This is a genomic window from Alkalibacterium olivapovliticus (assembly GCF_003003275.1).
Taxonomy (GTDB): domain Bacteria; phylum Bacillota; class Bacilli; order Lactobacillales; family Carnobacteriaceae_A; genus Alkalibacterium; species Alkalibacterium olivapovliticum.
Genome location: NZ_PVTO01000024.1, coordinates 12492 through 39473, shown reverse-complemented (window position 1 = coordinate 39473; position 26982 = coordinate 12492). Strand labels below are relative to the sequence as shown.

Here is a 26982-nt window from a genome sequence, read left to right as displayed (position 1 = left end):
GTTCCCATTTCGAACACAGCCGTTAAGCTTCCCAGCGCCGAGGATAGTGAAGGGTTTCCCTTTGTGAAAGCAGGACGTTGCCGTGCAGCTCTTTTATTGCTTTTTTATTTTTTTCCGGAGGTTTAGCTCAGTTGGGAGAGCATCTGCCTTACAAGCAGAGGGTCAGCGGTTCGAGCCCGTTAACCTCCATTTTTTTTAAGAGCCGTTAGCTCAGTTGGTAGAGCATCTGACTTTTAATCAGAGGGTCACAGGTTCGAATCCTGTACGGCTCATATATAAGGTTATTCTTATATATGCGGATGTGGCGGAATTGGCAGACGCACTAGATTTAGGATCTAGCGCTTCACGGCGTGGGGGTTCAAGTCCCTCCATCCGCATGAAAGTATCTCTTATATTGATTTAGCCGGCTTAGCTCAGTTGGTAGAGCAACTGATTTGTAATCAGTGGGTCGAGGGTTCAAATCCTTTAGCCGGCATCTTTTTTATTTATATAACTAATACCATATGCGAAAGTAGTTCAGTGGTAGAACATCACCTTGCCAAGGTGGGGGTCGCGGGTTCGAATCCCGTCTTTCGCTTGTTTACAGCAACTTAGTAAACCCAATCACACTCTTGCCGGGGTGGCGGAATTGGTAGACGCACAGGACTTAAAATCCTGCGGGGAGTATTCTCCGTGCCGGTTCGACTCCGGCCCTCGGTATGTTACACATTTTGCACCCTTAGCTCAATTGGATAGAGTACCTGACTACGAATCAGGCGGTTAGAGGTTCAAGTCCTCTAGGGTGCACTTTTTATCTTCGGGAAGTAGCTCAGCTTGGTAGAGCACTTGGTTTGGGACCAAGGGGTCGCAGGTTCGAATCCTGTCTTCCCGATTAGTAATATTAAATGGCGGTGTAGCTCAGCTGGCTAGAGCGTACGGTTCATACCCGTGAGGTCGGGGGTTCGATCCCCTCCGCCGCTATGGAAGCGGACCTTTAGCTCAGTTGGTTAGAGCAAACGGCTCATAACCGTTCGGTCGCAGGTTCGAGTCCTGCAAGGTCCATTGATTTACTTATTATCGCGGGGTAGAGCAGTTGGCAGCTCGTCGGGCTCATAACCCGGAGGTCGCAGGTTCAAGTCCTGCCCCCGCAATTATCATGCCTGTAGTTGCTTTAGCAACGTACAAGCATGATACACTCAGGCAATAGCCTGCAGTGTGTCTTATATAGTTTTTAGCAAAAGTGAGGTCCCGTAGTGTAGCGGTTATCACGCCTGCCTGTCACGCAGGAGATCGCGGGTTCGAATCCCGTCGGGACCGTTTTATGCGGGTGTAGTTTAGTGGTAAAACCCCAGCCTTCCAAGCTGATGTCGGGAGTTCGATTCTCCTCACCCGCTTTATACTTAAATAGTATAACCTGATTTTCAGGGCCTATAGCTCAGCTGGTTAGAGCGCACGCCTGATAAGCGTGAGGTCGATGGTTCGAGTCCATTTAGGCCCATGATATCAATTTTAATTAATTGGTATGGGGAAGTACTCAAGTGGCTGAAGAGGCGCCCCTGCTAAGGGTGTAGGTCGGTTACCCGGCGCGAGGGTTCAAATCCCTCCTTCTCCGTTTTATTATTTCAATCAGGCCCCTTGGTCAAGCGGTTAAGACACCGCCCTTTCACGGCGGTAACACGGGTTCGAATCCCGTAGGGGTCATGCAACAAAATAGTTTTTATGGAGGATTACCCAAGTCCGGCTTAAGGGAACGGTCTTGAAAACCGTCAGGCGTGTCAAAACGCGCGTGGGTTCGAATCCCACATCCTCCTTTGCCATGGCTGTTGAAGCTTTAGCGATTACAGACATGGCATACTCAAGCTTCAGCTTGCAGTATCTCATTTTGAGATTGTTGCTTCTTTAGAAGCTTACAAGTGTATACTCAATAATCAATTTGCAGTATTTCGTTTTTCAGTGTCTACTGACGATTCGAAACTGTTCGAGTAGAAATTATTTAAAGGAAAGTCAATTGTTTATGAATAGTTTTTTAGTCAGGTCCCGTAGTGTAGCGGTTATCACGCCTGCCTGTCACGCAGGAGATCGCGGGTTCGATTCCCGTCGGGACCGTTTTTTTATTTTAAGGCGCTGTAGCTCAGTTGGTAGAGCAACGGATTGAAGCTCCGTGTGTCGGCAGTTCGACTCTGTCCAGCGCCATAATTTGCGGGTGTAGTTTAGTGGTAAAACCCCAGCCTTCCAAGCTGATGTCGGGAGTTCGATTCTCCTCACCCGCTTAGGTAAAAACACAAAAAAAAGGAATCTCTTTTAATGAGATTCCTTTTTTTGTACTTCAGATGAACCGTGTGTAGTTTTTATAAGTAAGAACCGAAAGACTATTATTCCAACAACTATACTACTTAAAAATAGCAGGACTTCTAAAGTTATAAAATAGGTTTGGAGATAAAACGAAAAACTGTTAAGACAGACTATAATTATAACAATCTCCAGCAGACTGTATAATTTCATTAGGTTATAGTTCAGAAAAAGGGGTTTTGAACAAAAGAGTAAAGGAATTATACTAAGTAATAGTAGAGTCGTTACTGAATAGTTCAGTGCAAAAAAGACTATTGGGATGATTATAGCAACGATTCCTGTAATAGACTGAATCGTTTTTGACTGCTGAATGGTGTGGCGAATATAAAGTAAAAGTGAAGTATATAAGGTCAGCATAACCAAAGGGAGCCAATTTATAGTTTCGTACTTCAATGAAAAAAGCAGTCCCGGGATAACGGCAGTCAAAAGTATTAACATGTGACCGGGAAGTTTATTGCCGGGTAAAAACATAACATCACTCCTCTCATTTTAGCTTCAATTATAATAATAGCATAAGTCACTCTATTATAGTATTTCATATTAAAACATATTCTAATTGCTGATCAAATCAGGAATGAAATAATCTCATTTATATGGTAAAATAGTGGAGGTTTACAATGAATTCCCGATAGGACGGCCACAACCGGTCGGAAGCCTTGTAACCGAATAGCTTTAGGGGGAATAAAAATGAATGAAAAGAGATTATTTACGTCAGAATCAGTAACAGAAGGTCATCCAGATAAAATCGCTGATCAGATAAGTGATGCGATATTAGATGCGATTCTTTCAAAAGATCCGGAAGCCAGAGTAGCATGTGAAACATTAGTGACTACTGGTCTGGTTTTGATAGCCGGTGAAATTCGAACAGAAACCTATGTTGATATGCAGAAAATTGCTAGAGATACGATTAGAGGTATTGGGTATACTCGTGCAAAATATGGGTTTGATGCAGATACATGTTCGGTAGTCGTGAGCATTGATGATCAGTCGCCGGATATAGCGGTTGGTGTAGATGATTCCGTAGAATATAAGACGGAAAATCATGATGAACTGGATAAAATCGGAGCAGGAGATCAGGGGTTGATGTTTGGATTTGCAACGAATGAAACACCCGAATTAATGCCACTGCCGATTTCTCTTAGCCATCAGTTGACTAAACAGTTAGCTAAAGTTCGTAAAAACAAAGTGCTGGATTACTTAAGACCGGATGGTAAAGCTCAAGTCACCGTCGAATACGATGAACAGGAGAAGCCTAAACGGATTGATGCTATAGTGGTGAGCACCCAGCACAGGCCTGATGTCACCGCAGAACAACTTAATAGAGATATCATGACTGAAGTCATTTCAGAAGTAATCCCAGCTAAATGGTTAGATGATGAGACTAAATACTACATCAATCCAACTGGTCGATTTGTTGTGGGGGGTCCTCAAGGAGATGCCGGCCTTACTGGTAGAAAAATTATAGTGGACACTTATGGTGGATACGCAAGGCATGGTGGAGGAGCCTTTTCTGGAAAAGATGCGACTAAAGTCGATCGTTCTGCTAGCTATGCAGCAAGATATATTGCTAAGAACATAGTGGCTGCCAAATTGGCGGACAAGGTTGAGGTTCAATTAGCATATGCCATTGGAGTCGCGCAACCTGTTTCCATTTCTGTCGACACATTTGGTACAGGAAAGGTTTCTAGTGATCAGCTTATTGGAGCTATCCGTAAGGTGTTCGATCTGAGACCTGCCGGAATCATAAAAATGCTGGACTTGAAAAAGCCAATCTATAAACAGACAGCTGCTTATGGCCATTTTGGCCGTACCGATATTGACTTGCCATGGGAAAAAACCGATAAAATTGATGATTTACACTCTAATTTATAAAGCTGAAAACACAAAATTTCTAATGAAATTTTGTGTTTTTCTGTTAATTGAATAGATTGACGAAAACTGTATATATATGCAGTAAAGGCTAAATAATGCGAGTGTTTTGTAATAAAAACTTAAAAAAACCTTTTAATAATAAAGAGCTTTATTCACTATACTAGTAAAATATCATATGGTATACTTTTAAAGATAGATAGTTTATTAAACGCATAAAAACAATCTACTATTATTTATATATAGATTTCAAGAAATACACTAGGCAGGTGAAGTAGTTTGAACGAAATAGGAGATAAGCTTAAAGAAGCTCGTCAGGCAAAAGGGTATACTCTTGATGACTTACAGCAAATGACTAAAATTCAAAAAAGATATTTGATTGCTGTTGAAGAAGGAAATCACGATGTACTGCCAGGAACATTTTATGCCCGAGCCTTTATTAAACAGTATGCTGATTCGGTCGGATTAAATGGAGAAGAATTGATAAACAGTCACATGGACTCATTACCTCAAGTAAGTGATGCATCATATACTAAAGGTGTCCAAAGTACGCAAACCAGGTCTAAAACTAAAAGCAGTGGCTTTTTAGCGACCATACAGGATAGCTTACCAACAATCCTGATAGTATTGTTAGTTATTGCCATTATATTTGCGATTTATGTTGCAGTTACTAATGGTGGAGGCAATGGAGACGCTGATTCGTTCATACAAGGTGACGACACTTCTGAAATATTAGAAGTCGATAATAATGACGAGCTGGAAGATAGTGAAGAAGATTCTGATACCGAAGAGTCTAATTCGGAAAGCGATGATAATGACGAAGATACAGAGGAAGATACAGAGGAAGACAATGAAGATGAGACAGATGAGTTGTCAATAGTAGAAGTCGATGGTACTAATAATTCCACCACATATCAAATTTCTGGAACAGTTCCTGATCAGCAGACAATTGGCCTTAGAGCTGAGAATGGAAGATCATGGGTAAGTATTCAGGTAGATGGAAATATGATGGAACAGGGAACAGTGGAAGATGGTCAAACCTTAGAAGTGAATCTTGATGATGGCGTTTCTGAAATTTCGCTAGTTATTGGTAACGCCTCTGCAACTATAGTAGAACTGAATGGTGAACCGTTAGCTTATGGTGAGGCCGCTACTGAATCTGTAAGACAAGAGATGTACATCACGTTTGAATAACGGCAGAAAATAAGTATTAGTGAGACTTGATTTCACTGATCCCCATCAGGAGGAAAAAATGAATCTACCTAACAAAATAACCTTATTCAGGATTTTTTTAATCCCACTATTCATCTTACTGGTATTAGTGCCTCTTGACTGGGGGACCTTTTCTGCACTTGGAACAACGGTCGACATCCAGCTATTAGTGGCTACAGCAGTCTTTGCAGTAGCCAGTTTCACTGACTGGCTGGACGGTTATTTAGCCAGAAAAATGAACATCGTTTCTAATTTTGGCAAATTTGCTGATCCACTAGCAGACAAAATGCTGGTCATGTCAGCTTTGATTCTTCTGGTTGAATTAGGATTAGCCCCTTCTTGGGTCGTGGCCATTATTGTGTCCAGAGAATTAGCAGTCACTGGATTACGACTTATACTAGTTGAACAAGGTGGAACAGTTATGGCTGCAGCATGGCCAGGGAAAATAAAAACGAACACTCAGATGTTTGCTATAATCTTTCTATTGATGAATGATTTTCCTTTTGGATTTATTAATTTTTCCATAGGAACCGTGTTATTATATGTCTGTCTGTTTTTTACAATTTATTCCGGAGTCAATTATTTTTACGAAGCAAGAGACATGTTTTCAGGTACATTTACAGAATAAATTCAAGAAAAGCATACAGTTGCTGCTGTGTGCTTTTTTTGATTCGTCATCAAATCAATTTTTGTACCCTTGTGTTAAAATATTAGTGAGAAATCAGTTTATATGTAAATATATATTATAGGAGGATATAAATGAAAGCAGAGATTATTTCTATTGGGACAGAGTTACTACTTGGTCAAGTGGACAACAGTAACGCAGCTTATTTATCCAGAGAGCTGGCTTCGCTTGGGATAGAAGTGTATCACCATGTGACTGTGGGTGACAATCCTGACCGATTGATAGAAGCAGTCAAGCAAGCTGAGGAAAGAGTTGATCTGGTAATAATGTCTGGTGGGCTGGGACCAACTGAAGATGATATAACAAAAAAGACAATGGCTGAGTATTTAAAAGTAGATCTTATTCTTCATGAGGAAACTGAAGATAAAATTATAACTTATCATAAAAATTCAGACTTTGAAATGCCTGAGAATAATCAGCTTCAGGCACTGATTTTAGCTGATTCCCTAGCATTGACTAATGACACTGGATTAGCTGTTGGTATGATGCTGTCAAAAGGGGGGCACCATTATGTTCTACTTCCTGGACCGCCAGATGAGCTGGAACCAATGGTGAAGAATTATCTGAATGAAGAACTGGTCAAACATACATTGAATGAACAAGTTCTGATTTCCAGAGTATTACGATTTTTTGGACTGACAGAAGCACAGCTGGCTAAAAGAATCAGTTCTATTATACAAAGCCAGTCCAATCCTACCATTGCTATTTATGCAAATGAAGGAGAGATTACAATAAGGATTACTGCCAAAGCAGATGATGAAGATAAAGGAAATAAAGAAATAGACAAAATCGAAGAAGAAATCATGTCACACTTGTCGGATTACTTTTACGGTTATGGGGATAAAAGGTTAGCGGATGTAATTAAAGACATGCTTTTAGAAAGAGATTTGACTATTACTGCAGCAGAAAGTCTGACTGGAGGAGCTTTTTTAAGTATGCTTACTAGTGATTTATCTGCAGGATCTATTATAGAAGGTGGATTGGTGACTTACAGTGCAGACAAGAAGAATAATGTACTGAAGGTGACCAAAGAAACAATAGAAAAGTATGGAGTGGTCAGTCCGGAATGTGCCATTGAAATGGCTGAGAAATCTCGGAAGTTGTTCGGAGCTGATATTGGCGTAGGATTAACCGGTGTAGCAGGACCGAGTTCACTGGAAAATCAGATACCTGGTACTGTCTGGATAGGGATAGCATTCAAAGACAAACAATCATTTTCAAAACATTATCATTTCGGATTCAAGAGGAATAAAAATAGAATGTTAGCTGTACTAAATGCAATGGAATTAGTTAGAAGGGTTTTATTAGAACTGCCGACTGAAAATACAGTGTTTTACGGTGAGGACAAACACTAAAGCGAATGAATGTTCGAAAAAAGCTTGATTTTTTTGATTCTAAAGCTTAAAATAGATATAGGTATAAATTATATATTCTCGGATTAAAAAGCACACATTGAAAGATGTAGGAGGAAATTAAATGGCGGATGATCGCGCAAAAGCTTTAGAAGTAGCATTGAAAAAGATTGAGAAAAGTTATGGTAAAGGGTCTATTATGAAGATGGGTGAGAAAATTGACACTCAGGTCAAAAGTGTATCCAGTGGGTCACTAGCACTTGATGTAGCACTCGGTATAGGTGGATATCCTAGAGGAAGAATCATCGAAGTTTATGGACCTGAAAGCTCAGGTAAAACAACGGTTGCTTTGCACGCGATTGCCTCTGTACAGGCTAATGGCGGAATAGCTGCTTTTATCGATGCTGAGCACGCATTAGATCCCAAGTATGCACGAGCATTAGGAGTAGATATTGACGAACTGCTGTTATCTCAACCGGATACAGGAGAACAAGCATTGGAAATAGCAGATGCTCTGGTTTCAAGTGGTGCGGTTGATATGGTTGTTATCGACTCAGTTGCTGCTTTAGTTCCAAGAGCCGAAATCGATGGAGAGATGGGAGATTCCCATATTGGTCTTCAAGCTAGATTGATGTCTCAAGCACTGCGTAAATTGTCCGGGTCGATAAACAAGACGAAAACGATTGCGTTATTCATCAACCAGATTCGTGAAAAAGTAGGTGTCATGTTTGGTAATCCCGAAACAACACCAGGCGGTCGTGCACTAAAATTTTACTCGACTGTCAGACTTGAAGTCAGACGTGGAGAGTCCATTAAGTCTGGACAAGATATGACGGGTAATCGAACTAAAATTAAAGTTGTAAAAAATAAAATTGCGCCACCATTTAAAGTTGCATTGGTGGATATTATGTACGGTGAAGGAATTTCTCAGGTTGGGGAAATTGTTGATATGGGTTCTGAAGAAGAAATCATCAATAAAGCTGGTGCATGGTACTCTTATGGAGATGAACGTATTGGTCAAGGTAGAGAGAATGCTAAACAGTATCTAGTCGATCATCCTGAGTTAAGAGCGGAAATCGAGAAAAAAGTAAGAATCGCATATGGTATAGGTGATGAAGAAGTAGAAGTTGTCGAAAGCGTCGAAAAAGAAACTGAAACAGAACCTGAAACACTTGAATTGGATTAATCACTAAAAAAACGGCAGAACTCTTTCTAAATCCAGAAAAAGTCCTGCCGTTTTTTTATGTCTGTAAATAGCAAGCTCAAAATCTTAGTTGACAGAAGCTTTAAAGACCTATAAAATTAAACTAGTATGTTTCTATAAAGTTAATAATAGAGGCACAACTAAATCGTGTTAAATAACATAAATATGATATTGTCAAAAAATATCTGATTATTTTATGCATGAAAAAAAACAAAATAATGATACGGAGGTGATTAGATGGACATACTTTCAATAGCCTTCGCTGTCATCGTTGCTTTGATTATAGGTATGGTTGCAGGGATTTATTTTACTAAGCAAAGTTTTGAAAAAAGATTAGCTAATTCTAAGCAAACAGCTGAAGATATTGTTGAAGATGCAAATAAAGAAGCTGAAACCTTGAAAAAAGAAGCGTTGCTGGAGGCAAAGGAAGAAATCCATTCTTATCGAACAGAGGTAGAGTGGGAGCTGAAAGAACGTCGAGCTGAAGTATCTCGTCAGGAAAATAGACTCGCACAAAGAGAAGATAACCTTGAGCGAAAAGGGAATACTTTAGATAAGAGGGAAAGTTCATTGCAAAGTAGAGAAGATAAACTCTCTGCTCGTCAAAAGAAAGTAGAAGAGCTTGAACAGGCTGCACAGGATATACTGGAAGAGCAGCAGAGTAAGCTTCATACTATCGCAGCATTGTCGGAAGAAGAAGCGAAATCTATAGTTCTTAAACAGACAGAAGATGATTTATCACGTGAAATGGCCATTATGGTCAAACAATTCGAGGATAAAGCTAAAGTCGAAGCTGATAAAAAAGCTAAGGCACTTGTCACACAAGCTATCCAGCGTTGTGCAGCAGATCGTGTAACTGAATCAACTGTAAGTGTCATCAATTTACCGAATGATGATATGAAAGGTCGTATCATCGGTCGTGAAGGACGTAACATCAGAACCCTTGAAAGCTTAACTGGAATGGACTTGATTATTGATGACACTCCAGAAGCAGTCGTTTTAAGCGGTTATGATCCAATTAGAAGAGAAGTTGCTAAGATGGCATTGGAAAAACTGATTTCCGATGGACGCATTCACCCAGGTAGGATTGAAGAGGCTGTAGAAAAATCTCGTAAGGAGATGGACGAACGAATCAGAGAAATTGGAGAAGAAGCCATGTTTGAACTTGGCATTCATTCTATCCACCCTGATTTAATGAAAATCGTTGGTCGCTTACACTTTAGAACAAGTTATGGTCAAAATGTATTGAATCATTCGATTGAAGTTGCGAAACTGGCAGGCGTAATGGCTGCCGAACTTGGTGAAGATATTCAACTTGCTAAAAGAGCTGGCCTGCTTCATGATTTAGGCAAAGCATTAGACAGTGAAGTTGAAGGATCACACGTTGAAATAGGCGCTCAAATCGCTTTGAAATATCAGGAAAGTGATACTGTAATCAACGCAATTGCTTCTCACCACGGAGATATCGATGCAACATCGGTTATTTCTGTATTAGTTGAAGCTGCGGATTCTATATCAGCTGCAAGACCTGGAGCCCGAAGTGAATCATTAGAGCATTATCTGCAGAGACTAAAAAATCTTGAAAGAATCTCTAATAGTCATAAAGGCGTTAAAGAAAGCTTCGCCATTCAAGCTGGTCGTGAAGTACGTATTATCGTTAAGCCAGAAGAACTGGACGATAGCATGGCTTCTAAACTAGCTAGAGATGTTCGCAAACAGATCGAGGACGATATGGATTATCCTGGACACATAAAAGTAACGGTTATACGCGAAACTAGATCAGTTGAATACGCAAAATAATTACTTCAAAACCAATCATTTGGGCTAACGTCTATTATGATTGGTTTTTTATATTGATTAAGAGAAGTATCGTATTCATTTTGATTTCCATCCCCTATAACTGGTAAAATAGAACCAGAAATAGAAATGAGGAGACTGAATGTACTCATTCTTTACCCGTATATAACTGCTGAAATGTCTATAGCACAGTGAAGGGGTACTTTTATCCATGTAAAATGCAGCAAATACTCCTTGAGAGACTGCTCATCGGACAGATAACGTGATGATGGGAGAGTAGGGTGAGGTTCTACATAAAAAAGCCTATTCTGCAGCAGTTTCATACACAGCTATATAATCCGGATTGAGGTGCCTCATACCGATCCCAAACCACTTAAGTACCGCTCAATAAATAGTAATAACGGAACAGGGTAAGCAATATAACCAATAATTACATGAATAGACGATGTCGTGCATGTTTAAACTGAATAATCGTCAGTAGATTGATAGAGAGAGTGATTTAATTGCCTCAAAAAACAAAACACACACCAATGATGGAACAATATTTAGCTATAAAAAAACAGTATCCTTATGCTTTTTTATTTTACCGCTTAGGCGATTTCTATGAGCTTTTCTTTGAAGATGCTGTTAAAGTGGCCAGATTGCTCGAGTTGACATTGACCAGTAGAAACAAAAATGCCGATGAACAGATTCCGATGTGTGGAGTCCCTCATCATGCAGCTTCAGGATATATTGACAGTCTGATCGAGATGGGATACAAGGTAGCCATTTGTGAACAGGTTGAAGATCCTAAACTGGCAAAAGGTATGGTCAAAAGAGAAGTGGTACAGGTCGTAACGCCTGGAACAGTGATGCAGTCAAAAACAGTTAATGCCAAAGAGAACAACTATCTAGCAGCTATAGCTGATTTAGGTACGTCGATTGGATTGTCATACGCCGATCTGACGACAGGAGAGCTAAAAGTTACAGAAATAGAAACAGTACAGGATGTTATTAATGAAATCACTGCATTGAACTGCAGAGAAATCATAGTGGAACCTGGAGAGTTTTTGAATCTTCAGGAGACATTATCTCAGAATTATAACCTTTCCATTTCTCATCCGACAGAAAGTATGTATACTCATTCTCTGGAAAATTTGACAACAGATTTTACAGGCAGGTCTGAGATCAGAGTCATCGATTTACTGCTTCATTACCTGTCTGAAACTCAGATGAGAAGCTTGGATCATTTACAGGTCGTGCAGCGATATGAAATCAGTCATTATCTAGTATACGGACAAGACGCAAGAAGAAACCTGGAGCTGACCAAATCACTTAGAGACGGATCCAAAAAAGGAACATTGCTATGGCTCCTTGACGAAACTAAAACAGCTATGGGTGGACGGATGCTGAGATCCTGGCTCGAAAAACCATTGATTCAGAAAAAGAAAATCGAAGAGCGTCTGAATATCGTAGAAGGACTCCTGACTCATTTTTTCGAACGCAATGATCTGATAGACGTTTTGAAAAATATTTATGACCTTGAACGATTAGCCGGTAGAGTTGCTTTTGGCACTGTAAACGCGCGCGATCTTATTCAACTGAAACAGTCTCTCAGTCAGGTCCCTTATTTAATTGATATTATTAAAGGGTTAAATATAGAAGGGCATTGGGATAATTACCTTGGGCAATTAGATCCAATTGATGAAGTAAAAGATATTATTGAAAAAGCTATCTTCGAAGAACCACCGCTTTCAATTACGGATGGCGACATCATAAAAAAAGGATTCCATGAACAGTTAGATGTATATAAAGAGGCAATGACTAACGGAAAGCAATGGATGGCTGAACTCGAACAGAAAGAAAGAGCAGCCACTGGTATCAAGAATCTGAAAATCGGATTTAATAAAGTGTTCGGTTACTATATCGAAATATCCAAAGGGAACGTTTCTAAGCTCGAAGAAGGGCGATATGAACGCAAACAGACTTTAAGCAATGCAGAACGGTACAGTACACCAGAACTGAAAGAAAAGGAAGCGCTGATACTCGAAGCTGAAGAAAAGTCCAAGAATCTGGAGTACGAATTGTTCGTTGAGGTTCGTCAAACCATCAAAAATCAGATCGACCGATTACAGGATCTTGCACGAACGATTGCTAAAATCGATGCTCTACAGAGTTTTGCGACAGTTAGTGAAGAGTATAATTATGTCAGGCCAAAACTTAAAGAAGACTCACAGGATATTTTTATTAAGAACGGGAGACACCCAGTCGTTGAAAAAGTTATGGGAGAGCAGTCCTATGTACCTAACGACGTTGAGTTGACTGATGGCACGTCTGTGCTGCTGATTACGGGGCCAAACATGTCCGGTAAGAGCACATTCATGAGACAATTGGCGCTTACTGTCATTATGGGTCAAATGGGATGCTTTGTGCCGGCAGAGGAGGCTTCGATCCCCGTATTTGATCGTTTGTTCACCCGCATTGGGGCAATGGACGACCTGATTGGTGGGCAGAGTACATTCATGGTCGAAATGAATGAAACGAACCAGGCTATCCAGCATGCGACTTCTAACAGTTTACTATTGTTTGATGAAATAGGAAGAGGAACAGCGACGTATGATGGAATGGCATTAGCTGAAGCTATTATTGAATACGTTCATGATACAATAAAAGCGAAGACACTGTTCTCTACGCATTATCATGAACTGACCATACTGGAGGAAAGACTGAGCGGACTTGAAAATGTACATGTTGGAGCAGTTGAAGATGATGGTGATCTTGTTTTTCTTCACAAAATGATGCCGGGGCCGGCTGATAAAAGCTATGGGGTGCAAGTGGCTAAGCTGGCAGGATTACCGACCTCTCTTTTAAATCGAGCTGGAAAAATACTGAAAGACCTGGAACAGAAAGAAGAGCATTTGTTTGAAAAGAAAGTGCCTGAGAAAATGACTGTTATAGAAGAAAGTCAGACTCAATTAGATTTGTTTGAAGAACTGACTGATTCTGAAAAAGAAACACTTAATGCTCTTCGGAAGTTAAATATTTTAAATACTACGCCCATTGAAGCGTTACAGTTATTGAGTCAATTACAAGATAATATAAAGTCAGATTGAAAGGGGAGAGAATGAATGAGTCAGCATATTCAAATAATGTCTCCCAATATGGCCAATCAGATAGCTGCTGGAGAAGTCATTGAGCGTCCGGCCTCTGTAGTTAAGGAACTGGTTGAGAATGCTATCGATGCTGGCAGCAGGCGCATTGAAGTATTTGTGGAAGAGGCTGGATTGAAAAGCATTCAGGTTATCGATGACGGAGAAGGCATAACTGAAGAAGAAGTCTTGTCTGCTTTCGATCGCCATGCTACGAGTAAAATCATATCGAATGAGGATCTATTCAGGATCAGAACACTGGGATTTCGTGGAGAAGCTTTACCGAGTATCGCCTCCGTCTCTAAAGTGACGTTAGAGACAGCAGAAGATGGGAAGCCAGGGAGACGAGTCGTTCTAAAAGGTGGAGAATTACTGGAAGATCAGAGTGCGAAATCACGAAAAGGCCTGAAAATAGCCGTCGAAGATTTATTCTACAATACACCCGCCCGTTTAAAGTATGTTAAAACACTTAAAACAGAACTGGCTCATATTACAGATACAATCAATCGATTTGCACTGGCTCACCCGGAAATCGCATTCAAGTTCGTATCTGACGATTCTACAATGGTCAAGACCGTTGGAAACAAAGATCAGATTCAGGCAATAGCAGGTATCTATGGGGTAGCAACTGCCAAGAAGATGAAAGCCATCGGCAAGGAATCGTTTGATTTTACGCTGTCCGGCTATGTTTCTTTACCCGAAGTAACCAGAGCAAGCAACACCTATATCACACTCATCGTAAATGGGAGAGTAATCAAGAATTATGCTCTAACTAGATCTATTGTAGAAGGGTATGGATCGACTTTGATGGTGGGGCGTTTCCCGATCGCAGTTATCACTATTGATATGGACCCTTTACTACTGGATGTTAATGTACACCCGACAAAACAGCAGGTTCGAATCAGCAATGAGAAGGAACTGGGTCAGTTGATTACTGATGCAGTCAAAGAGCGTATGAGGCAGGAGACACGCATACCAAATGCTCTGGAAAATGTATATGGTTCTGAAAAGAGAAAAAGACACTCTGCTACTGAAAAAAGTGAACAAACGAGATTTCAGTTCAATCAGGACTCACCTTCTGAGCTAAAACCAGTTTTAAATGAAACAAGTGAAGAATCTCGCCTGCAAAAAGAGGCCCTTCCAGAGGTTTACCAACTCAATGATTACACTGATGACTATAAGGACAATGTGTTGTCCTCAAATACTCAACAGATTAAAGAGACTCACGAAGAGCCGATATTAAAAACTGCAATGAATGTCGATAAATTAACTAAAACACACTCACCTTTTCCAGAACTGGAGTACCTCGGACAGATGCATGGAACCTATTTATTTGCTCAAAACGAAAAAGGGCTGTATATTATAGATCAGCACGCAGCTCAGGAAAGAATAAAGTATGAGCATTATAAAGCTGTTATATCAGAACAGGGAACTGACCTGCAGGAATTACTGGTTCCAATTGTGATGGACTATCCTGCAGATGAAGCAATTGTCATTAAAGAAAACAAAGATAAGCTTGAAGAAGCATCGATTTTTCTTGAAGACTTTGGGCAGAACAGTTTCATCATACGAAATCATCCGAGCTGGATCATTGCTGGACAAATAGAGGATACAATCAAAGAAATGATCGATTTCTTTCTAAGTCGTTCGACGCTGTCCGTGGGTAAATTCAGAGAAGCTGCAGCAATAATGATGAGCTGTAAACGCTCAATAAAGGCTAATCATTATCTGTCTTCGCAAGAAAGTATTCAGCTGCTGGAAGATTTAAAAAAGACGGCTAATCCCTATAACTGTCCTCATGGGAGACCGGTACTGGTCAGTTTTACGACAAACGATATGGAAAAGATGTTCAAACGAATACAAGATCCACATTAATGAAAGGATGATACAGATGGATAAAAAAGAACTGAAAAAGCGCCTGACCCCTATTCAGTATGAGGTCACTCAAAAGAATGCGACAGAACGTCCGGGCACGGGAGAATATGATGTGTTTTTCGAAGACGGTATTTTTGTGGATGTAGTGAGTGGAGAACCACTCTTTTCGTCGAATGATAAATATGATGCAGGATGCGGATGGCCTTCGTTTACGAGACCTATCGAGAAGCGGTCTATTAAAGAAAAAAGAGATTCTGCTTTTGGAATGGAAAGAACAGAAGTCAGAAGTAAAGAAGCTGATTCTCATTTAGGCCACGTGTTTAATGATGGCCCTCCGGAAGAAGGCGGACTGAGATATTGTATCAACTCTGCCGCTATGAAATTTGTTCCTAAGGAAAAACTGAAAGAAGAAGGTTACGAAGCCTATTTAGCAGAATTCGAATAAAAGAAATCAGTACTATTACCAGACACCTATCCTTGAGCATCACTTAAAGGATAGGTGTTTTTATGTTATAATACTTAAGATTGATTAACAATAAAAGAGGTAATCGAATGTATGAATATATTAAAGGAACAATAACTCATATTTACCCTAGTTATATTGTAATAGAAGCAAATGGATTAGGATACAAAGTGCTCATTGCAAATCCGTTCAGATTGACTGAACAGTTAAAAAAGCAAGCAATGGTCTACCTTTATCAGGATGTCAAGCAGGATAGTATTCAGCTGTTCGGGTTTAAATCGCTCGAAGAAAAAAATCTGTTTCTGAAACTGATCAATGTGTCCGGCATAGGACCAAAATCAGCATTAGCTATACTTGCTAACGACAACCATCAAGGATTTGTTCAGGCAATTGAGGATAACAATGTGACATTCCTGATTAAATTTCCGGGTGTCGGTAAAAAGACAGCTCAGCAAATCGTATTAGATCTGAAGGGGAAACTGTCTGAATTTGAAGTGATGGATCCTGGTTCAGGGCATTCACAATCCGTGTTAGATAAGGGTGAGAGCGGAGATCAGTCCTATGAGGAAGCAATGGAAGCATTACTTGCTTTAGGGTATTCCGCCAAGGATATCAGCAGGGTGAGGAAAAGCTTGCAACCCGCAACTAACATGTCGACTGATGGTTACATTAGAGAAGCACTCTCATTCCTCATGAAAAAGTAACGCGTGACAGATAAAAAGGAGAAAGCAATGGAAGACAACCAGCATTTGACTTCAGAACAACTTATGGATACAACTGAGCATTCTCTCGAGCACACATTGAGGCCGCAAAGGCTGGAACAGTATCTCGGTCAGGAGAAAATCAAGCAGGAATTGTCAATTTACATCAAAGCTGCCAAAAATCGGGAAGAAGCACTGGATCATGTCCTTCTGTATGGCCCTCCTGGATTAGGTAAAACGACGATGGCAATGGTCATTGCTAATGAGATGGAGGCAGACATTCGCACAACAAGTGGACCGGCTATTGAGAAACCGGGAGATCTTGTTGCGTTGTTGAATGATCTGGAACCAGGCGGTATCTTATTTATTGATGAAATACACAGAATGCCGAGAATAGCTGAAGAAATGTTGTATTCCGCAATGGAAGATTTCTTTGTGGATATCATAATCGGACAGGGAGACACTGCTCACCCTGTTCATTTCCCACTGCCCCCGTTTACACTGATTGGAGCAACTACCAGGGCAGGCACATTGTCAGCCCCTCTTAGAGACCGATTTGGCATACTGGCTCATATGGAATATTATAAAAAAGAAGAGCTTGAACGCATCGTTTTAAGATCAGCTTCTGTTTTACAGACTCAAATCAGACAAGAAGGCGCTTATGAAATCGCCAAACGTTCCAGGGGCACTCCAAGAATCGCCAACCGATTGCTGAAACGGGTGAGAGACTATGCAGAAGTGAAAGGCGAAGGATTAGTCGATCAGGAAATTGCCTCTTCTGCTCTTGATCTGCTCAGGGTAGATCACGAAGGGTTGGACAGTGTGGATCACAAGCTGTTGAATACGATGATCATGCTGTATAATGGCGGGCCTGTCGGATTGAACACGTTGTCAGCCAATATTGGAGAAGAAATGGATACTATAGAAGATATGGTAGAACCTTTCCTTTTAAAAGAAGGGTTTATCCAAAGGACCTCAAGAGGTAGAATAGCTACTCAGAAAGCATATGAGCATTTAAAATTGACACACCTTACGGATAATTAAGATATTAAAAGGAGTACACGAATGACATTAACTACAGATGATTTTGATTTCGCTTTACCTGAAGAACTGATTGCTCAAACCCCTTTAAAAAACAGATCGTCATCAAAAATGATGGTTCTAACTAAAGAGTCTGAAACGATTGAAGACAGACAATTCGAATCAATTGTGGATGAATTGAACGAGGGAGATGCTTTAGTCATGAATGATACTAGAGTATTACCTGCAAGGTTGTATGGCGAAAAAGAAGATACCCATGCCCATATTGAAGTTCTTCTGTTGAAGAATATTGAAGACGATAAATGGGAAACGCTGATGAAACCTGCCAAAAAAGCTAAGCCTGGGACAGTCCTCTCTTTTGGAGATGGCAGATTGAAGGCTACAGTTCTTGAATCACTGGAACATGGCGGTAGAATTGTTGAGTTTTCATACGATGGCATATTTTTAGAAACACTCGAATCGTTAGGAGAGATGCCCTTACCTCCTTATATCAAAGAGCGATTACAAGACAGTGAAAGGTATCAGACAGTTTATGCTAAAGAAAACGGATCTGCAGCAGCACCGACAGCTGGTCTTCATTTTACTGAAGAACTATTGGAAAAGATAAAGAATAAAGGCGTAAAGCTGGTATTTTTAACCCTTCATGTTTGACTGGGCACATTTAGACCGGTAAGTGTAGACAACATCGATGAACACAAAATGCATGAAGAATTTTACCAGTTGTCTCAGACATCTGCGGATATGCTGAATGAAACGAAGAATAATGGTGGCCGTATTATTGCGATCGGAACCACATCTATCAGAACGCTTGAAACGATCGGACAGGAGTATGATGGGCAATTTAAAGCAGCCAGCGGATGGACTAGTATCTTCATATCACCGGGCTATCAGTTTAAAGCAGTAGATGCTTTCCTGACGAACTTTCATTTGCCCAAATCAACGCTTATCATGCTAGTCAGCGCATTTTTAGGCCGGGAATTCGTTCTGCGTTCTTATCATCACGCAGTAGAAGAAAAGTATCGCTTCTTCAGTTTTGGCGATGCCATGTTTGTAAAAAAAAGATAATGAGATTAGGAGATTTAAATGACTAACCATCCAGTAACTTACCAGTTAGAGAAGAAAGACAAGCGAACGGGAGCACGATTAGGAAAAATAACCACTCCTCACGGAACGTTTGAAACACCTATGTTCATGCCTGTAGGGACATTAGCTACTGTTAAAACAATTGCACCTGAAGAATTAGAAGAAATGGGTGCCGGTATCATATTGAGTAATACGTATCATCTCTGGTTGAGACCTGGAGAGGATCTGATTGAAGAAGCTGGCGGACTTCACAAGTTCATGAACTGGAGTAAAGGAATTTTAACTGACTCAGGTGGCTTTCAAGTCTTCTCTTTATCAGATATGAGAAAAATTGAAGAAGAAGGGGTTCACTTCAAGAGCCATCTCGATGGATCGAAGTTGTTCTTGTCACCAGAGAAAGCCATAAATATTCAGAACAAATTAGGTCCGGATATTATGATGTCATTCGATGAATGTCCTCCATTCGATGAAAGTTTTGATTATGTAAAAAAATCAGTTGAGCGCACATCAAGATGGGCTGAAAGAGGGCTGGAAGCTCATCAGAAACCAGACAGCCAGGGATTATTCGGTATTGTTCAAGGTGCCGGTTTTGAAGAACTGCGTAAACAGTCTGCTAAAGATCTGACAAGCATGAATTTTGCAGGGTACTCAATAGGTGGTTTATCTGTTGGGGAACCAAAGGAAGATATGTACAGAGTGCTAGACTTTACAACACCTCTACTTCCTGAAGACAAGCCTCGCTATTTAATGGGCGTGGGGACACCTGATGCACTTATAGAGGGAGTCATGCGCGGAGTGGATATGTTTGACTGCGTACTGCCGACACGAATTGCTCGTAATGGAACGACTATGACCAGCAAAGGACGCGTTGTGATTAAAAACGCGACTTACGCCAGAGACTTCAGACCCCTCGATGAAAAATGTGACTGCTACACTTGCCGTAATTACACTAGAGCCTACCTTAGACATTTGCTCAAATCGGATGAGACATTTGGTCTGAGACTCACCAGTTATCATAATTTGTACTTCCTTCTAGACCTGATGAAAAAAGTGAGACAGGCAATAAGAGAAGACAACTTATTAGAGTTCAAAGAAGCCTTTTTCGAAGAGTATGGCTATAATAAGCCAAATGCTAAAAACTTTTAGAACTTTTTAATGAGACTAGTAATTTTCTTAAAAATTTGCTAAGGTATGTAGTGAAACATTAAAATCGTTCTCTTAAATTACAAAATGAAAGCCAATTGTTTAGTAGCGAAATGAGAATAGACGGAGGAATGTAGATATGGATTTAATTATTGGAATGTTACCATTTATAGTTTTGATGGGTGTTATGTATCTCTTGATGATCAGACCTCAGCAGAAGAAGGCTAAAGATACTCAGAACATGTTAAGCTCTTTAGGTAAAGGCGATTCGATCGTTACGATCGGGGGACTTCACGGTGTCGTTGATGAAGTAAACGAAACAAACAACACAGTCGTTATTGACTGCGAAGGGATCTACTTGACATTTGAACGACGTGCAGTCGCACGTATAGTGACTAAGGCATCCGCCTCTGGAACAACTAAAGCTGAAGCGTTAGGCACAAACTCACCTGATAATACAGCAGACAGTGAATAATGGCTAAGGGAATAATTATGCCCCTTTCGAATGAGTAAAGGAGGTAATCTCTTGAATTTTGAAATTGATGATGAAAACTTTGAAGTCTGGTTGAAGAAAAAGCAGGCCGAATTTATTAGAGATGGCTATAAAGAGGTCAGTACCGAAGATTTGTGGGAATACTGTACAGCTTTCAAATGGAAACATGAAGTGCCCTCGAGGTATTATCAGAAAGTGAATGATATACTTGATATTTCTTTGAACGATTACTTCAATTTTGCTTCTCTAAAAGCACAGGTCTACAATGTATCTTCTTTGGAAGATATGGAGTTTGATGATTTATTAGGGTAACTATAGAACAAGTAGAATGGATTTTCTATTCTGCTTGTTTTATTTTTATCTCTTCATACTGTCATAATAGAGTCGAAATTCCAATCGTAGTTTGCCTTTATTTCCAGTATAATAATTTAAAAGACGGAGTTTCATGGAGGGTAACATGAAATACGGACTATTACTTTTTGATGAACCTAAACGAGATACATCACGAAAAATAATTCATATCGACATGGATGCATTCTATGCATCTGTTGAAGTGAGAGAAAATCCGAAGTTAGAGAATAGGCCAGTCATTATTGCCCGTCACCCCAAAGAAACGGGTGGACGCGGTGTGGTAGCCACTGCTAATTACGAAGCGAGAAAGTTTGGTATCCATTCAGCAATGAGTGCTCAGAAGGCTTACGAACTGTGTCCTCATGGCGCTTTTGTTAAGCCGAATTTCGAATTGTATCGGGATACATCTATAAAGATGCATGATATATTCAGACGCTATACAAATACAATTCAGCCTTTGTCACTAGACGAAGCCTATCTGGATGTGAGTCACAATAAAATCGACCAGATAAGTGCAACAATCATAGCTGAACGAATCAGAGCGGACATAAAAAGAGAGCTGAATCTGACTTGCTCAGCAGGTGTATCATATAACAAATTCTTAGCTAAAATAGCTTCAGATCACCACAAACCGGATGGGATTACCGTTATCCCTCCTGATAAAGCACACGATTTTCTGATGGGATTGCCTATTGAAAAATTTCATGGCGTCGGGATAAAGTCAGTTGAAAAAATGCATAATTTAGGTATTTATAACGGACAGGATTTGTTCGATATAGAAGAACTGGACTTAGTAAAACAGTTTGGAAAAATGGGGCATTCACTCTACCGTAGAGTAAGAGGAATCGATGACGGAGAAGTGAATAATGATCGAGAACCTAAATCAATCGGTAAAGAATCCACATTTTCAGATAACCTTACGAGTGAAAATGATGTCATAAAAGCACTGAGATTACTGGCTAAAAAAGTTATGTTTAATCTGAAAAGGAAACAGAAACATGGTAAAATTGTGGTTTTGAAAATAAGGTATGAGAACTTTGAAACGATTACGAGAAGGAAATCATTTCCAGATTATATAAAAAATGAAGAAGAGTTGTTTCAGATTGCATTATCCATCTGGGAAGAAGAAACTGAACAAATGGGTGTAAGGCTGCTTGGAATTACAGTTACTGGTTTAGAGTCAGTTATATATGAGACTATTCCTTTGCCATTATGGAGAAACAGCTACAGTGAAAGGATAATGAAATCAGATGAAGACTAAACATGAACAGATCATTGAGTTTATTGATTCCTTACCTGTGGGCGAAAAATTATCAGTTCGACTGATTGCAAAAGAATTGCAAGTGAGTGAAGGTACCGCCTACCGTGCAATCAAAGAGTCTGAAACGATTGGGTTAGTGTCAACAATTAAGCGCGTTGGAACCATCAGGATAGAGCCTAAAGCAGGAGAAACAATCGAAAATCTAACTTTTGAAGAAATTGTGAAAGTAATCGATGGAGAAGTTCACGGCGGAGAAATGGGTCTGAAAAAAACACTGACTAAATTTATCATTGGTGCGATGACTGAAGAGGCGATGCTCCGCTATATCACAGAAGAATCCCTTATGATTATTGGAAATCGGGAAGAAGCCCAGCAGTTATCCATACAAAATGGCGCTGCAGTATTAATCACAGGCGGGTTTAAACCTTCGGAAACTGTGGTTGATCTTGCCAATCAGAAAGAATTACCGCTGATCAGCACGTCTTATGACACCTTTACTGTCGGGACCATGATCAATAGGGCCATGACGGATCAGCTGATCAAGAAAGAGATTTTACGTGTACAGAATATTTTCACACCTATCGAACAGACTCAGTTCTTATCCAGAGAAGATACAGTCTACAGTTACCGTATGATGAATCAGAAAAGCAAACATTCACGGTTCCCGGTCGTATTCTCAGATAATCGGCTTGCAGGTATAGTGACAGCTAAAGACGTTGTCGGGAAAGAAGATACCGCAGTGATTGAAAAAGTGATGACTAAAAATCCGGCGTATGCTAAAAAGCATATGAGCGTTGCATCAGTTGCACATACAATGATCTGGGACGGGCTGGAAGTCATGCCAGTTGTGAGCGACGAACTGACACTGGTGGGAATCATTTCGCGTCAGGATATTATGAAAGCCATGCAGTCTGTGCAGAAGCAGCCTCAATCAGGAGATACCATATCTGATCAGATTAATCAGCTTATCACTGAAACAGACGACAATGGATACTCATTCTACGTAACGCCTCAGACTACAGACAGTATGGGAACAATATCCTTTGGGGTCCTAAGTGAAGTGGTCACTGAAACAATTTACAATTATCTGGCTAAAAACAAGAAGAAAAATCTAGTTGTTGAACAAATGAATCTTCATTACTTCAATATGATCCAGCTTGGTAACGAACTGACTATAAAGCCGACGGTGTTCGATGAGAATCGTCGTTCAGCAAGGCTGGATGTTGAGATTTATTCAGAAAACTGTCTGGCCGCCAAAGCAATAGTGGTCTGTCAGATCATACAAAAAAGATAAAGCAGCAGGTGTATTTAGAAAAGGGGAAACTAATGTGTTAGTACAGACAATGAACAGTGCGGATAATCAGATAAAGAAAGAATTGTGGGATTATATCTCACAGTGGGATACGATCATCATTCATAGACATGTAAGGCCCGATCCGGATGCTATAGGTTCTCAGTGTGGATTAAAAGAGCTGATCAAAGCGACATTCCCTGATAAAGACGTTTTCGCAACTGGCACCACAGTAGATGATCTGGAATACTTAGGTAAAATGGATGACGTTCCACAGGATCTGTATGAGCAGGCACTGGTGATTGTTACAGATACAGCGAATATCGAACGTATAGATGGTCAGAATTTCAGACTGGCAAAACAGTGGATCAAAATCGATCACCATCCATTAGATGATTCCTATGGCGAAATCGAATGGATCAACAATCATGCAAGCAGTTGCTGCGAGATGATAGCAGATATGTGGTTGACCTATCCAGAAGACATTAAAATGACCGCTGAAGCAGCCCGGTTATTATATGCGGGAATAGTGGGGGATACAAACCGATTTTTATATGATTCGACTTCACCTTATACAATGCTGGTGGCTTCCGAATTAATGAAATTTTCTTTTTCACATACAGAATTGAATAATCAGATGAATGTCATTAAACCGAATTCAGGTAAACTTATGGGATTTGCTTTAGAAAAATTTGAAGTTTCAGATCGTGGAGTAGGTCATATCATTTTAACGAAAGAATTACTAAAGTCGTTAGGTTTAGGTGATAGTGAGACGCACTCTATCGTTCCGCTTTTAGGACAGATTGAAGGCGTCAAAGTATGGGCTGTATTTGTCGAGCAGACAGAAGGCGCTTATCGCTGCCGGTTACGTTCCAAAGGCTCAGTAATCAATGAGATCGCTTCGCAGCATGGCGGTGGAGGCCATCCATTGGCAAGCGGTGCACATGCTCGTGATAATAAAGAAATTAGACAGATTTTAGATGAACTGACTGAGCTAGTTATAGAAGACAGCAAGTAAAATTCAGTCTGAAGTCGGATAGTTTTTCATGATAATCGTGCTATGATGAGGTTTACTAAGTAGAGAGTATTAAGAGGGAACTAATATGACAAAACAAAACTTTAAACAAAAAATGAATACGAAATTCAAAAAAGTCAGAAGTCAGATAAAACCGATGTTGAAACGATTTTTTATCATGGCGAAAAGGAAATGGAAAAAATATCACGTATCTAAGCTGATTATTCTTTCATTTTTATCAATTGCGCTGATATTCAGTATATACCTGGCGATTCTGGCAAGATCTGCAAACGTCAATACTCTGCGTGCCGGTCTTGAACAGTCTACGACTATTATGGATGAAAATGGAGAAGAAGCAGGAACGCTTTATGCTCAAAAAGGATCTTTCACTGAGATAGACACTATTTCTCCACACATCATCAATGCGGTCATTTCAACTGAAGATCAGCGATTCCGCACTCATAGAGGATTTGATCCAATCGGGCTTGGAAGAGCCGCTGTCGGGTACGTGACAAACAGAGGGCAGATTGTTGGCGGTGGGAGTACGATAACTCAGCAGCTGGCTAAAAATGCCTATTTGTCCGCTGATCAGACAATGATGCGTAAAATGCGTGAATTATTTTTGGCTATTGAAATCGAGAAAAATTATTCTAAAGATCAGATTCTGGAAATGTATTTGAACAACGTTTACTTCGGAAATGGCGTATGGGGTGTAGAAGATGCATCTTATAAATACTTCGGAAAATCAGCTGCTGAGGTTACCATACCTGAAGCTGCAACAATTGCAGCAATGCTTAAAGCACCAAGTCACTACAATCCGATCGACAACTACGAACGCTCGATCAATCGCAGAAATGTCGTTCTGTTATTAATGGAAAATACAGAAGTGATTACTGAAGAAGAGAAAATAAATTATCAGCAGACCGGCTTGAACCTGGTCGATCGTTTCAATAGTATCGATGGCTACCGCTACCCATATTATTTTGACGCTGTAATAAATGAGGCTGTCAATAAATACGGTTTTGAAGAAGAAGACTTGATGAACAATGGCTATACTATTTATACGGCATTAAATCAGATCCATCAGCAACAGATGGATTCAGTCTATTCTAGTAGTCAGTATTTTGAAACAGCTAATGACGGGACACCTGTCCAAAGCGCTTCAGTAGCTCTCAACCCTGAAACGGGAGGGGTGAATGCGGTCGTCGGAGGAAGAGGTGAGTATACATTCAGAGGGTTTAACAGAGCGACACAAATGAGAAGACAACCTGGATCAGTAATCAAACCCTTGGGGGTATATACTCCTGCTTTGGAAGCGGGATATGCTCCCGATTCCCTGCTGACAGATGAACTGCTGTCTTACGGGGAAACGGATTATACTCCAACCAATCTATCAGGTCATTATAATGGAGAAATACCGATGTACGAAGCACTGGCTGACAGTTTGAATGCACCGACTGTATGGCTATTAAATGAACTAGGATTAAGAAGAGGATTAAGAAAAGTCGAACAGTTTGGGATAAAAGTCTCTGAATCAGATAATCATCTGGGGGCTATAGCCCTTGGAGGAATGGAAAGAGGGGCTTCCCCACTTGAAATTGCAAGTGCTTATAGTGTTTTCCCGAATGGAGGGATTCGTAAAGAACCTCATTTCATTACAAAAATCGTTGATGCTACTGGAGCAGTGATAGTCGATAATACGAGCGCTAAATCGAAACGGGTTGTATCAGCCAAGGTTGCAGATGAGATGAACAGCATGCTTTTGAGTGTTTTTGAAAGTGGGACCGGGCGCAATATTCAGCCTTCCGGATTTAAAGTGGCCGGAAAAACAGGAACGACACAAACTGATTCTGGCACTGGAGCAACCGATCAATGGGTAGTGGGCTACACACCAGATATCGTTATTACAAGTTGGATGGGGTACGACCAGACTACGGACAACCATTTTCTGACTTCAGGGACATCTCAGGGAATTGGGCAAGTCTTCAAGACACAAATGGAGTATATACTGCCTCAGACAGAACAATCGACTTTCCTTGTTGAAGAAGCAGGATCAGAATACGTTGCTGAAGAACCTTCAGTTTTCGATCGTGTGTCGGAAAGTATCGAAGAAGCCAGCAGTTTTATTCGTGAAGGGTCATCCATTTTTAGAGAACGGACTAGTGAATTGATCCAGCGGTTTAGAAACCGTTCATCCTCGCAGTAACCAGATTAGAGCCTTTTAATCTTTTCTGGAAACGCCTTTCGATTCATGATAAACTTATTCAGGAAGAAGAAAGCTCCTTGAGAGCAAAACCTGAAAGGATGAGACGATGACAGTTAATATTTACGATACTGCTAATCAATTAGAACAAGAATTAAGAGGTACTGACGAATTTATGAAACTGGATGCTGCATTCAGTGCTGTTAAAGAAGACGAAGAAGCCAATCATGTTTTCACTGAGTTCCGTGAAGTACAACAGAACATTCAACAAAAACAAATGATGGGGCAGGAAATTTCTGAAGAAGAAGCTGCTCAGGCTCAGGAAGTTTCAACTAAAATCAGCGAAAATGACATCATCACTGCACTTTTAGAAGCTGAAAAACAAGTTGGACAAATGATCGATGATATCAATCAGGTGGTACTGAAACCTGTTAGAGAATTATATCAATAAACTGAACGTGTGTAAGAGGGCTTACTGCTATAGTGA

General features: G+C 40.3%; 19 protein-coding genes, 20 tRNA genes, 1 rRNA gene, 1 pseudogene and 1 riboswitch. All 41 genes and pseudogenes read left to right on the top strand.

Annotation, left to right across the window (positions count from 1 at the left end):
* Positions 1 to 86: ribosomal RNA gene (gene rrf, locus CLV38_RS14215) — 5S ribosomal RNA — on the top strand; the annotation flags it as partial.
* 30 nt (positions 87 to 116) lie between these two features.
* Positions 117 to 189: transfer RNA gene (locus CLV38_RS10660), tRNA-Val, on the top strand.
* 10 nt (positions 190 to 199) lie between these two features.
* A tRNA-Lys gene (locus CLV38_RS10655) sits at positions 200 to 272 on the top strand.
* Between the two features lie 23 nt (positions 273 to 295).
* A tRNA-Leu gene (locus CLV38_RS10650) sits at positions 296 to 377 on the top strand.
* 25 nt (positions 378 to 402) lie between these two features.
* A tRNA-Thr gene (locus tag CLV38_RS10645) sits at positions 403 to 475 on the top strand.
* Positions 476 to 505: 30 nt separating this feature from the next.
* Positions 506 to 577, top strand: a tRNA-Gly gene (locus tag CLV38_RS10640).
* A gap of 36 nt (positions 578 to 613) precedes the next feature.
* Positions 614 to 699, top strand: a tRNA-Leu gene (locus CLV38_RS10635).
* A 13-nt stretch (positions 700 to 712) separates the two neighbouring features.
* Positions 713 to 786: transfer RNA gene (locus tag CLV38_RS10630), tRNA-Arg, on the top strand.
* An 11-nt stretch (positions 787 to 797) separates the two neighbouring features.
* Positions 798 to 871 (top strand) — tRNA-Pro (locus tag CLV38_RS10625).
* Between the two features lie 15 nt (positions 872 to 886).
* Positions 887 to 960 (top strand) — tRNA-Met (locus CLV38_RS10620).
* 7 nt (positions 961 to 967) lie between these two features.
* Positions 968 to 1041, top strand: a tRNA-Ile gene (locus CLV38_RS10615).
* Between the two features lie 16 nt (positions 1042 to 1057).
* A tRNA-Met gene (locus tag CLV38_RS10610) sits at positions 1058 to 1130 on the top strand.
* 93 nt (positions 1131 to 1223) lie between these two features.
* Positions 1224 to 1296, top strand: a tRNA-Asp gene (locus CLV38_RS10605).
* A 6-nt stretch (positions 1297 to 1302) separates the two neighbouring features.
* A tRNA-Gly gene (locus CLV38_RS10600) sits at positions 1303 to 1373 on the top strand.
* A gap of 30 nt (positions 1374 to 1403) precedes the next feature.
* A tRNA-Ile gene (locus tag CLV38_RS10595) sits at positions 1404 to 1477 on the top strand.
* 26 nt (positions 1478 to 1503) lie between these two features.
* A tRNA-Ser gene (locus CLV38_RS10590) sits at positions 1504 to 1591 on the top strand.
* A 17-nt stretch (positions 1592 to 1608) separates the two neighbouring features.
* Positions 1609 to 1680: transfer RNA gene (locus CLV38_RS10585), tRNA-Glu, on the top strand.
* A 20-nt stretch (positions 1681 to 1700) separates the two neighbouring features.
* Positions 1701 to 1790, top strand: a tRNA-Ser gene (locus tag CLV38_RS10580).
* A 222-nt stretch (positions 1791 to 2012) separates the two neighbouring features.
* Positions 2013 to 2085: transfer RNA gene (locus tag CLV38_RS10575), tRNA-Asp, on the top strand.
* 14 nt (positions 2086 to 2099) lie between these two features.
* Positions 2100 to 2172 (top strand) — tRNA-Phe (locus CLV38_RS10570).
* A 6-nt stretch (positions 2173 to 2178) separates the two neighbouring features.
* A tRNA-Gly gene (locus tag CLV38_RS10565) sits at positions 2179 to 2249 on the top strand.
* Between the two features lie 686 nt (positions 2250 to 2935).
* A riboswitch (SMK box riboswitch) is annotated at positions 2936 to 3018 on the top strand.
* On the top strand, positions 3016 to 4200 hold the full coding sequence (gene metK, locus CLV38_RS10555; RefSeq protein WP_106195319.1) for a methionine adenosyltransferase: 1185 nt from the start codon (positions 3016 to 3018) through the stop codon (positions 4198 to 4200). (Overlaps the previous riboswitch by 3 nt.)
* 276 nt (positions 4201 to 4476) lie before the next feature.
* Positions 4477 to 5391 carry a helix-turn-helix domain-containing protein gene (locus CLV38_RS10550; protein ID WP_106195316.1) on the top strand — a complete coding sequence of 305 codons (915 nt, stop codon included), beginning with the start codon at positions 4477 to 4479 and terminating at the stop codon, positions 5389 to 5391.
* Positions 5392 to 5449: 58 nt separating this feature from the next.
* The gene (gene pgsA, locus CLV38_RS10545; RefSeq protein ID WP_106195313.1) at positions 5450 to 6037 is read left to right on the top strand and encodes a CDP-diacylglycerol--glycerol-3-phosphate 3-phosphatidyltransferase; all 588 of its coding nucleotides are present in this window, start codon (positions 5450 to 5452) and stop codon (positions 6035 to 6037) included.
* Positions 6038 to 6168: 131 nt separating this feature from the next.
* Positions 6169 to 7449, top strand: a complete 1281-nt coding sequence (locus CLV38_RS10540) for a competence/damage-inducible protein A (protein ID WP_106195310.1) — start codon at positions 6169 to 6171, stop codon at positions 7447 to 7449.
* A gap of 121 nt (positions 7450 to 7570) precedes the next feature.
* Positions 7571 to 8632 carry a recombinase RecA gene (gene recA, locus CLV38_RS10535; protein ID WP_106195307.1) on the top strand — a complete coding sequence of 354 codons (1062 nt, stop codon included), beginning with the start codon at positions 7571 to 7573 and terminating at the stop codon, positions 8630 to 8632.
* A 255-nt stretch (positions 8633 to 8887) separates the two neighbouring features.
* On the top strand, positions 8888 to 10450 hold the full coding sequence (gene rny, locus CLV38_RS10530) for a ribonuclease Y (RefSeq protein WP_106195304.1): 1563 nt from the start codon (positions 8888 to 8890) through the stop codon (positions 10448 to 10450).
* A gap of 500 nt (positions 10451 to 10950) precedes the next feature.
* Entirely contained in the window at positions 10951 to 13539 is a 2589-nt protein-coding gene (mutS, locus tag CLV38_RS10525) for a DNA mismatch repair protein MutS (protein WP_106195301.1), read from the top strand.
* Positions 13540 to 13554: 15 nt separating this feature from the next.
* Positions 13555 to 15450 carry a DNA mismatch repair endonuclease MutL gene (gene mutL / locus CLV38_RS10520; protein WP_106195298.1) on the top strand — a complete coding sequence of 632 codons (1896 nt, stop codon included), beginning with the start codon at positions 13555 to 13557 and terminating at the stop codon, positions 15448 to 15450.
* A gap of 16 nt (positions 15451 to 15466) precedes the next feature.
* Positions 15467 to 15895 (top strand): peptide-methionine (R)-S-oxide reductase MsrB, encoded by a 429-nt coding sequence (msrB, locus tag CLV38_RS10515; RefSeq protein ID WP_425427786.1) that lies wholly within the window; start codon positions 15467 to 15469, stop codon positions 15893 to 15895.
* Between the two features lie 107 nt (positions 15896 to 16002).
* Complete coding sequence (gene ruvA, locus CLV38_RS10510; RefSeq protein WP_106195293.1) at positions 16003 to 16617, top strand: Holliday junction branch migration protein RuvA; 615 nt, start codon at positions 16003 to 16005, stop codon at positions 16615 to 16617.
* 27 nt (positions 16618 to 16644) lie between these two features.
* Positions 16645 to 17658 (top strand): Holliday junction branch migration DNA helicase RuvB, encoded by a 1014-nt coding sequence (gene ruvB, locus CLV38_RS10505; RefSeq protein WP_106195290.1) that lies wholly within the window; start codon positions 16645 to 16647, stop codon positions 17656 to 17658.
* Between the two features lie 21 nt (positions 17659 to 17679).
* A pseudogene (queA, locus tag CLV38_RS10500) lies at positions 17680 to 18720 on the top strand (tRNA preQ1(34) S-adenosylmethionine ribosyltransferase-isomerase QueA).
* A gap of 18 nt (positions 18721 to 18738) precedes the next feature.
* Positions 18739 to 19884 carry a tRNA guanosine(34) transglycosylase Tgt gene (tgt, locus tag CLV38_RS10495; RefSeq protein WP_106195287.1) on the top strand — a complete coding sequence of 382 codons (1146 nt, stop codon included), beginning with the start codon at positions 18739 to 18741 and terminating at the stop codon, positions 19882 to 19884.
* A gap of 136 nt (positions 19885 to 20020) precedes the next feature.
* Positions 20021 to 20356: a preprotein translocase subunit YajC gene (gene yajC, locus CLV38_RS10490; RefSeq protein WP_106195284.1), complete on the top strand. Its 336-nt coding sequence runs from the start codon at positions 20021 to 20023 to the stop codon at positions 20354 to 20356.
* Positions 20357 to 20407: 51 nt separating this feature from the next.
* Complete coding sequence (locus tag CLV38_RS10485) at positions 20408 to 20686, top strand: post-transcriptional regulator (RefSeq protein WP_245920584.1); 279 nt, start codon at positions 20408 to 20410, stop codon at positions 20684 to 20686.
* A gap of 145 nt (positions 20687 to 20831) precedes the next feature.
* A complete protein-coding gene (dinB, locus tag CLV38_RS10480; protein ID WP_106195278.1) occupies positions 20832 to 21986 on the top strand; it encodes a DNA polymerase IV in 1155 nt (384 codons plus the stop codon).
* Complete coding sequence (locus CLV38_RS10475; RefSeq protein WP_106195275.1) at positions 21976 to 23280, top strand: DRTGG domain-containing protein; 1305 nt, start codon at positions 21976 to 21978, stop codon at positions 23278 to 23280. The genes dinB and CLV38_RS10475 overlap by 11 nt, the downstream gene beginning before the upstream one ends.
* A gap of 34 nt (positions 23281 to 23314) precedes the next feature.
* Positions 23315 to 24295: a DHH family phosphoesterase gene (locus CLV38_RS10470; RefSeq protein ID WP_342751974.1), complete on the top strand. Its 981-nt coding sequence runs from the start codon at positions 23315 to 23317 to the stop codon at positions 24293 to 24295.
* Positions 24296 to 24380: 85 nt separating this feature from the next.
* A complete protein-coding gene (locus tag CLV38_RS10465) occupies positions 24381 to 26498 on the top strand; it encodes a PBP1A family penicillin-binding protein (RefSeq protein ID WP_106195272.1) in 2118 nt (705 codons plus the stop codon).
* Positions 26499 to 26604: 106 nt separating this feature from the next.
* Complete coding sequence (locus tag CLV38_RS10460; protein WP_106195269.1) at positions 26605 to 26946, top strand: YlbF/YmcA family competence regulator; 342 nt, start codon at positions 26605 to 26607, stop codon at positions 26944 to 26946.
* Positions 26947 to 26982: the final 36 nt, after the last annotated feature.

Bases quoted from the DNA above. Each gene is read 5' to 3' on its own strand.
- metK (WP_106195319.1), top strand. From the start codon at position 3,016: ATGAATGAAAAGAGATTATTTACGTCAGAATCAGTAACAGAAGGTCAT.
- pgsA (WP_106195313.1), top strand. From the start codon at position 5,450: ATGAATCTACCTAACAAAATAACCTTATTCAGGATTTTTTTAATCCCA.
- CLV38_RS10540 (WP_106195310.1), top strand. From the start codon at position 6,169: ATGAAAGCAGAGATTATTTCTATTGGGACAGAGTTACTACTTGGTCAA.
- recA (WP_106195307.1), top strand. From the start codon at position 7,571: ATGGCGGATGATCGCGCAAAAGCTTTAGAAGTAGCATTGAAAAAGATT.
- rny (WP_106195304.1), top strand. From the start codon at position 8,888: ATGGACATACTTTCAATAGCCTTCGCTGTCATCGTTGCTTTGATTATA.
- mutL (WP_106195298.1), top strand. From the start codon at position 13,555: ATGAGTCAGCATATTCAAATAATGTCTCCCAATATGGCCAATCAGATA.
- msrB (WP_425427786.1), top strand. From the start codon at position 15,467: ATGGATAAAAAAGAACTGAAAAAGCGCCTGACCCCTATTCAGTATGAG.
- ruvA (WP_106195293.1), top strand. From the start codon at position 16,003: ATGTATGAATATATTAAAGGAACAATAACTCATATTTACCCTAGTTAT.
- ruvB (WP_106195290.1), top strand. From the start codon at position 16,645: ATGGAAGACAACCAGCATTTGACTTCAGAACAACTTATGGATACAACT.
- tgt (WP_106195287.1), top strand. From the start codon at position 18,739: ATGACTAACCATCCAGTAACTTACCAGTTAGAGAAGAAAGACAAGCGA.
- yajC (WP_106195284.1), top strand. From the start codon at position 20,021: ATGGATTTAATTATTGGAATGTTACCATTTATAGTTTTGATGGGTGTT.
- dinB (WP_106195278.1), top strand. From the start codon at position 20,832: ATGAAATACGGACTATTACTTTTTGATGAACCTAAACGAGATACATCA.
- CLV38_RS10475 (WP_106195275.1), top strand. From the start codon at position 21,976: ATGAAGACTAAACATGAACAGATCATTGAGTTTATTGATTCCTTACCT.
- CLV38_RS10465 (WP_106195272.1), top strand. From the start codon at position 24,381: ATGACAAAACAAAACTTTAAACAAAAAATGAATACGAAATTCAAAAAA.
- CLV38_RS10460 (WP_106195269.1), top strand. From the start codon at position 26,605: ATGACAGTTAATATTTACGATACTGCTAATCAATTAGAACAAGAATTA.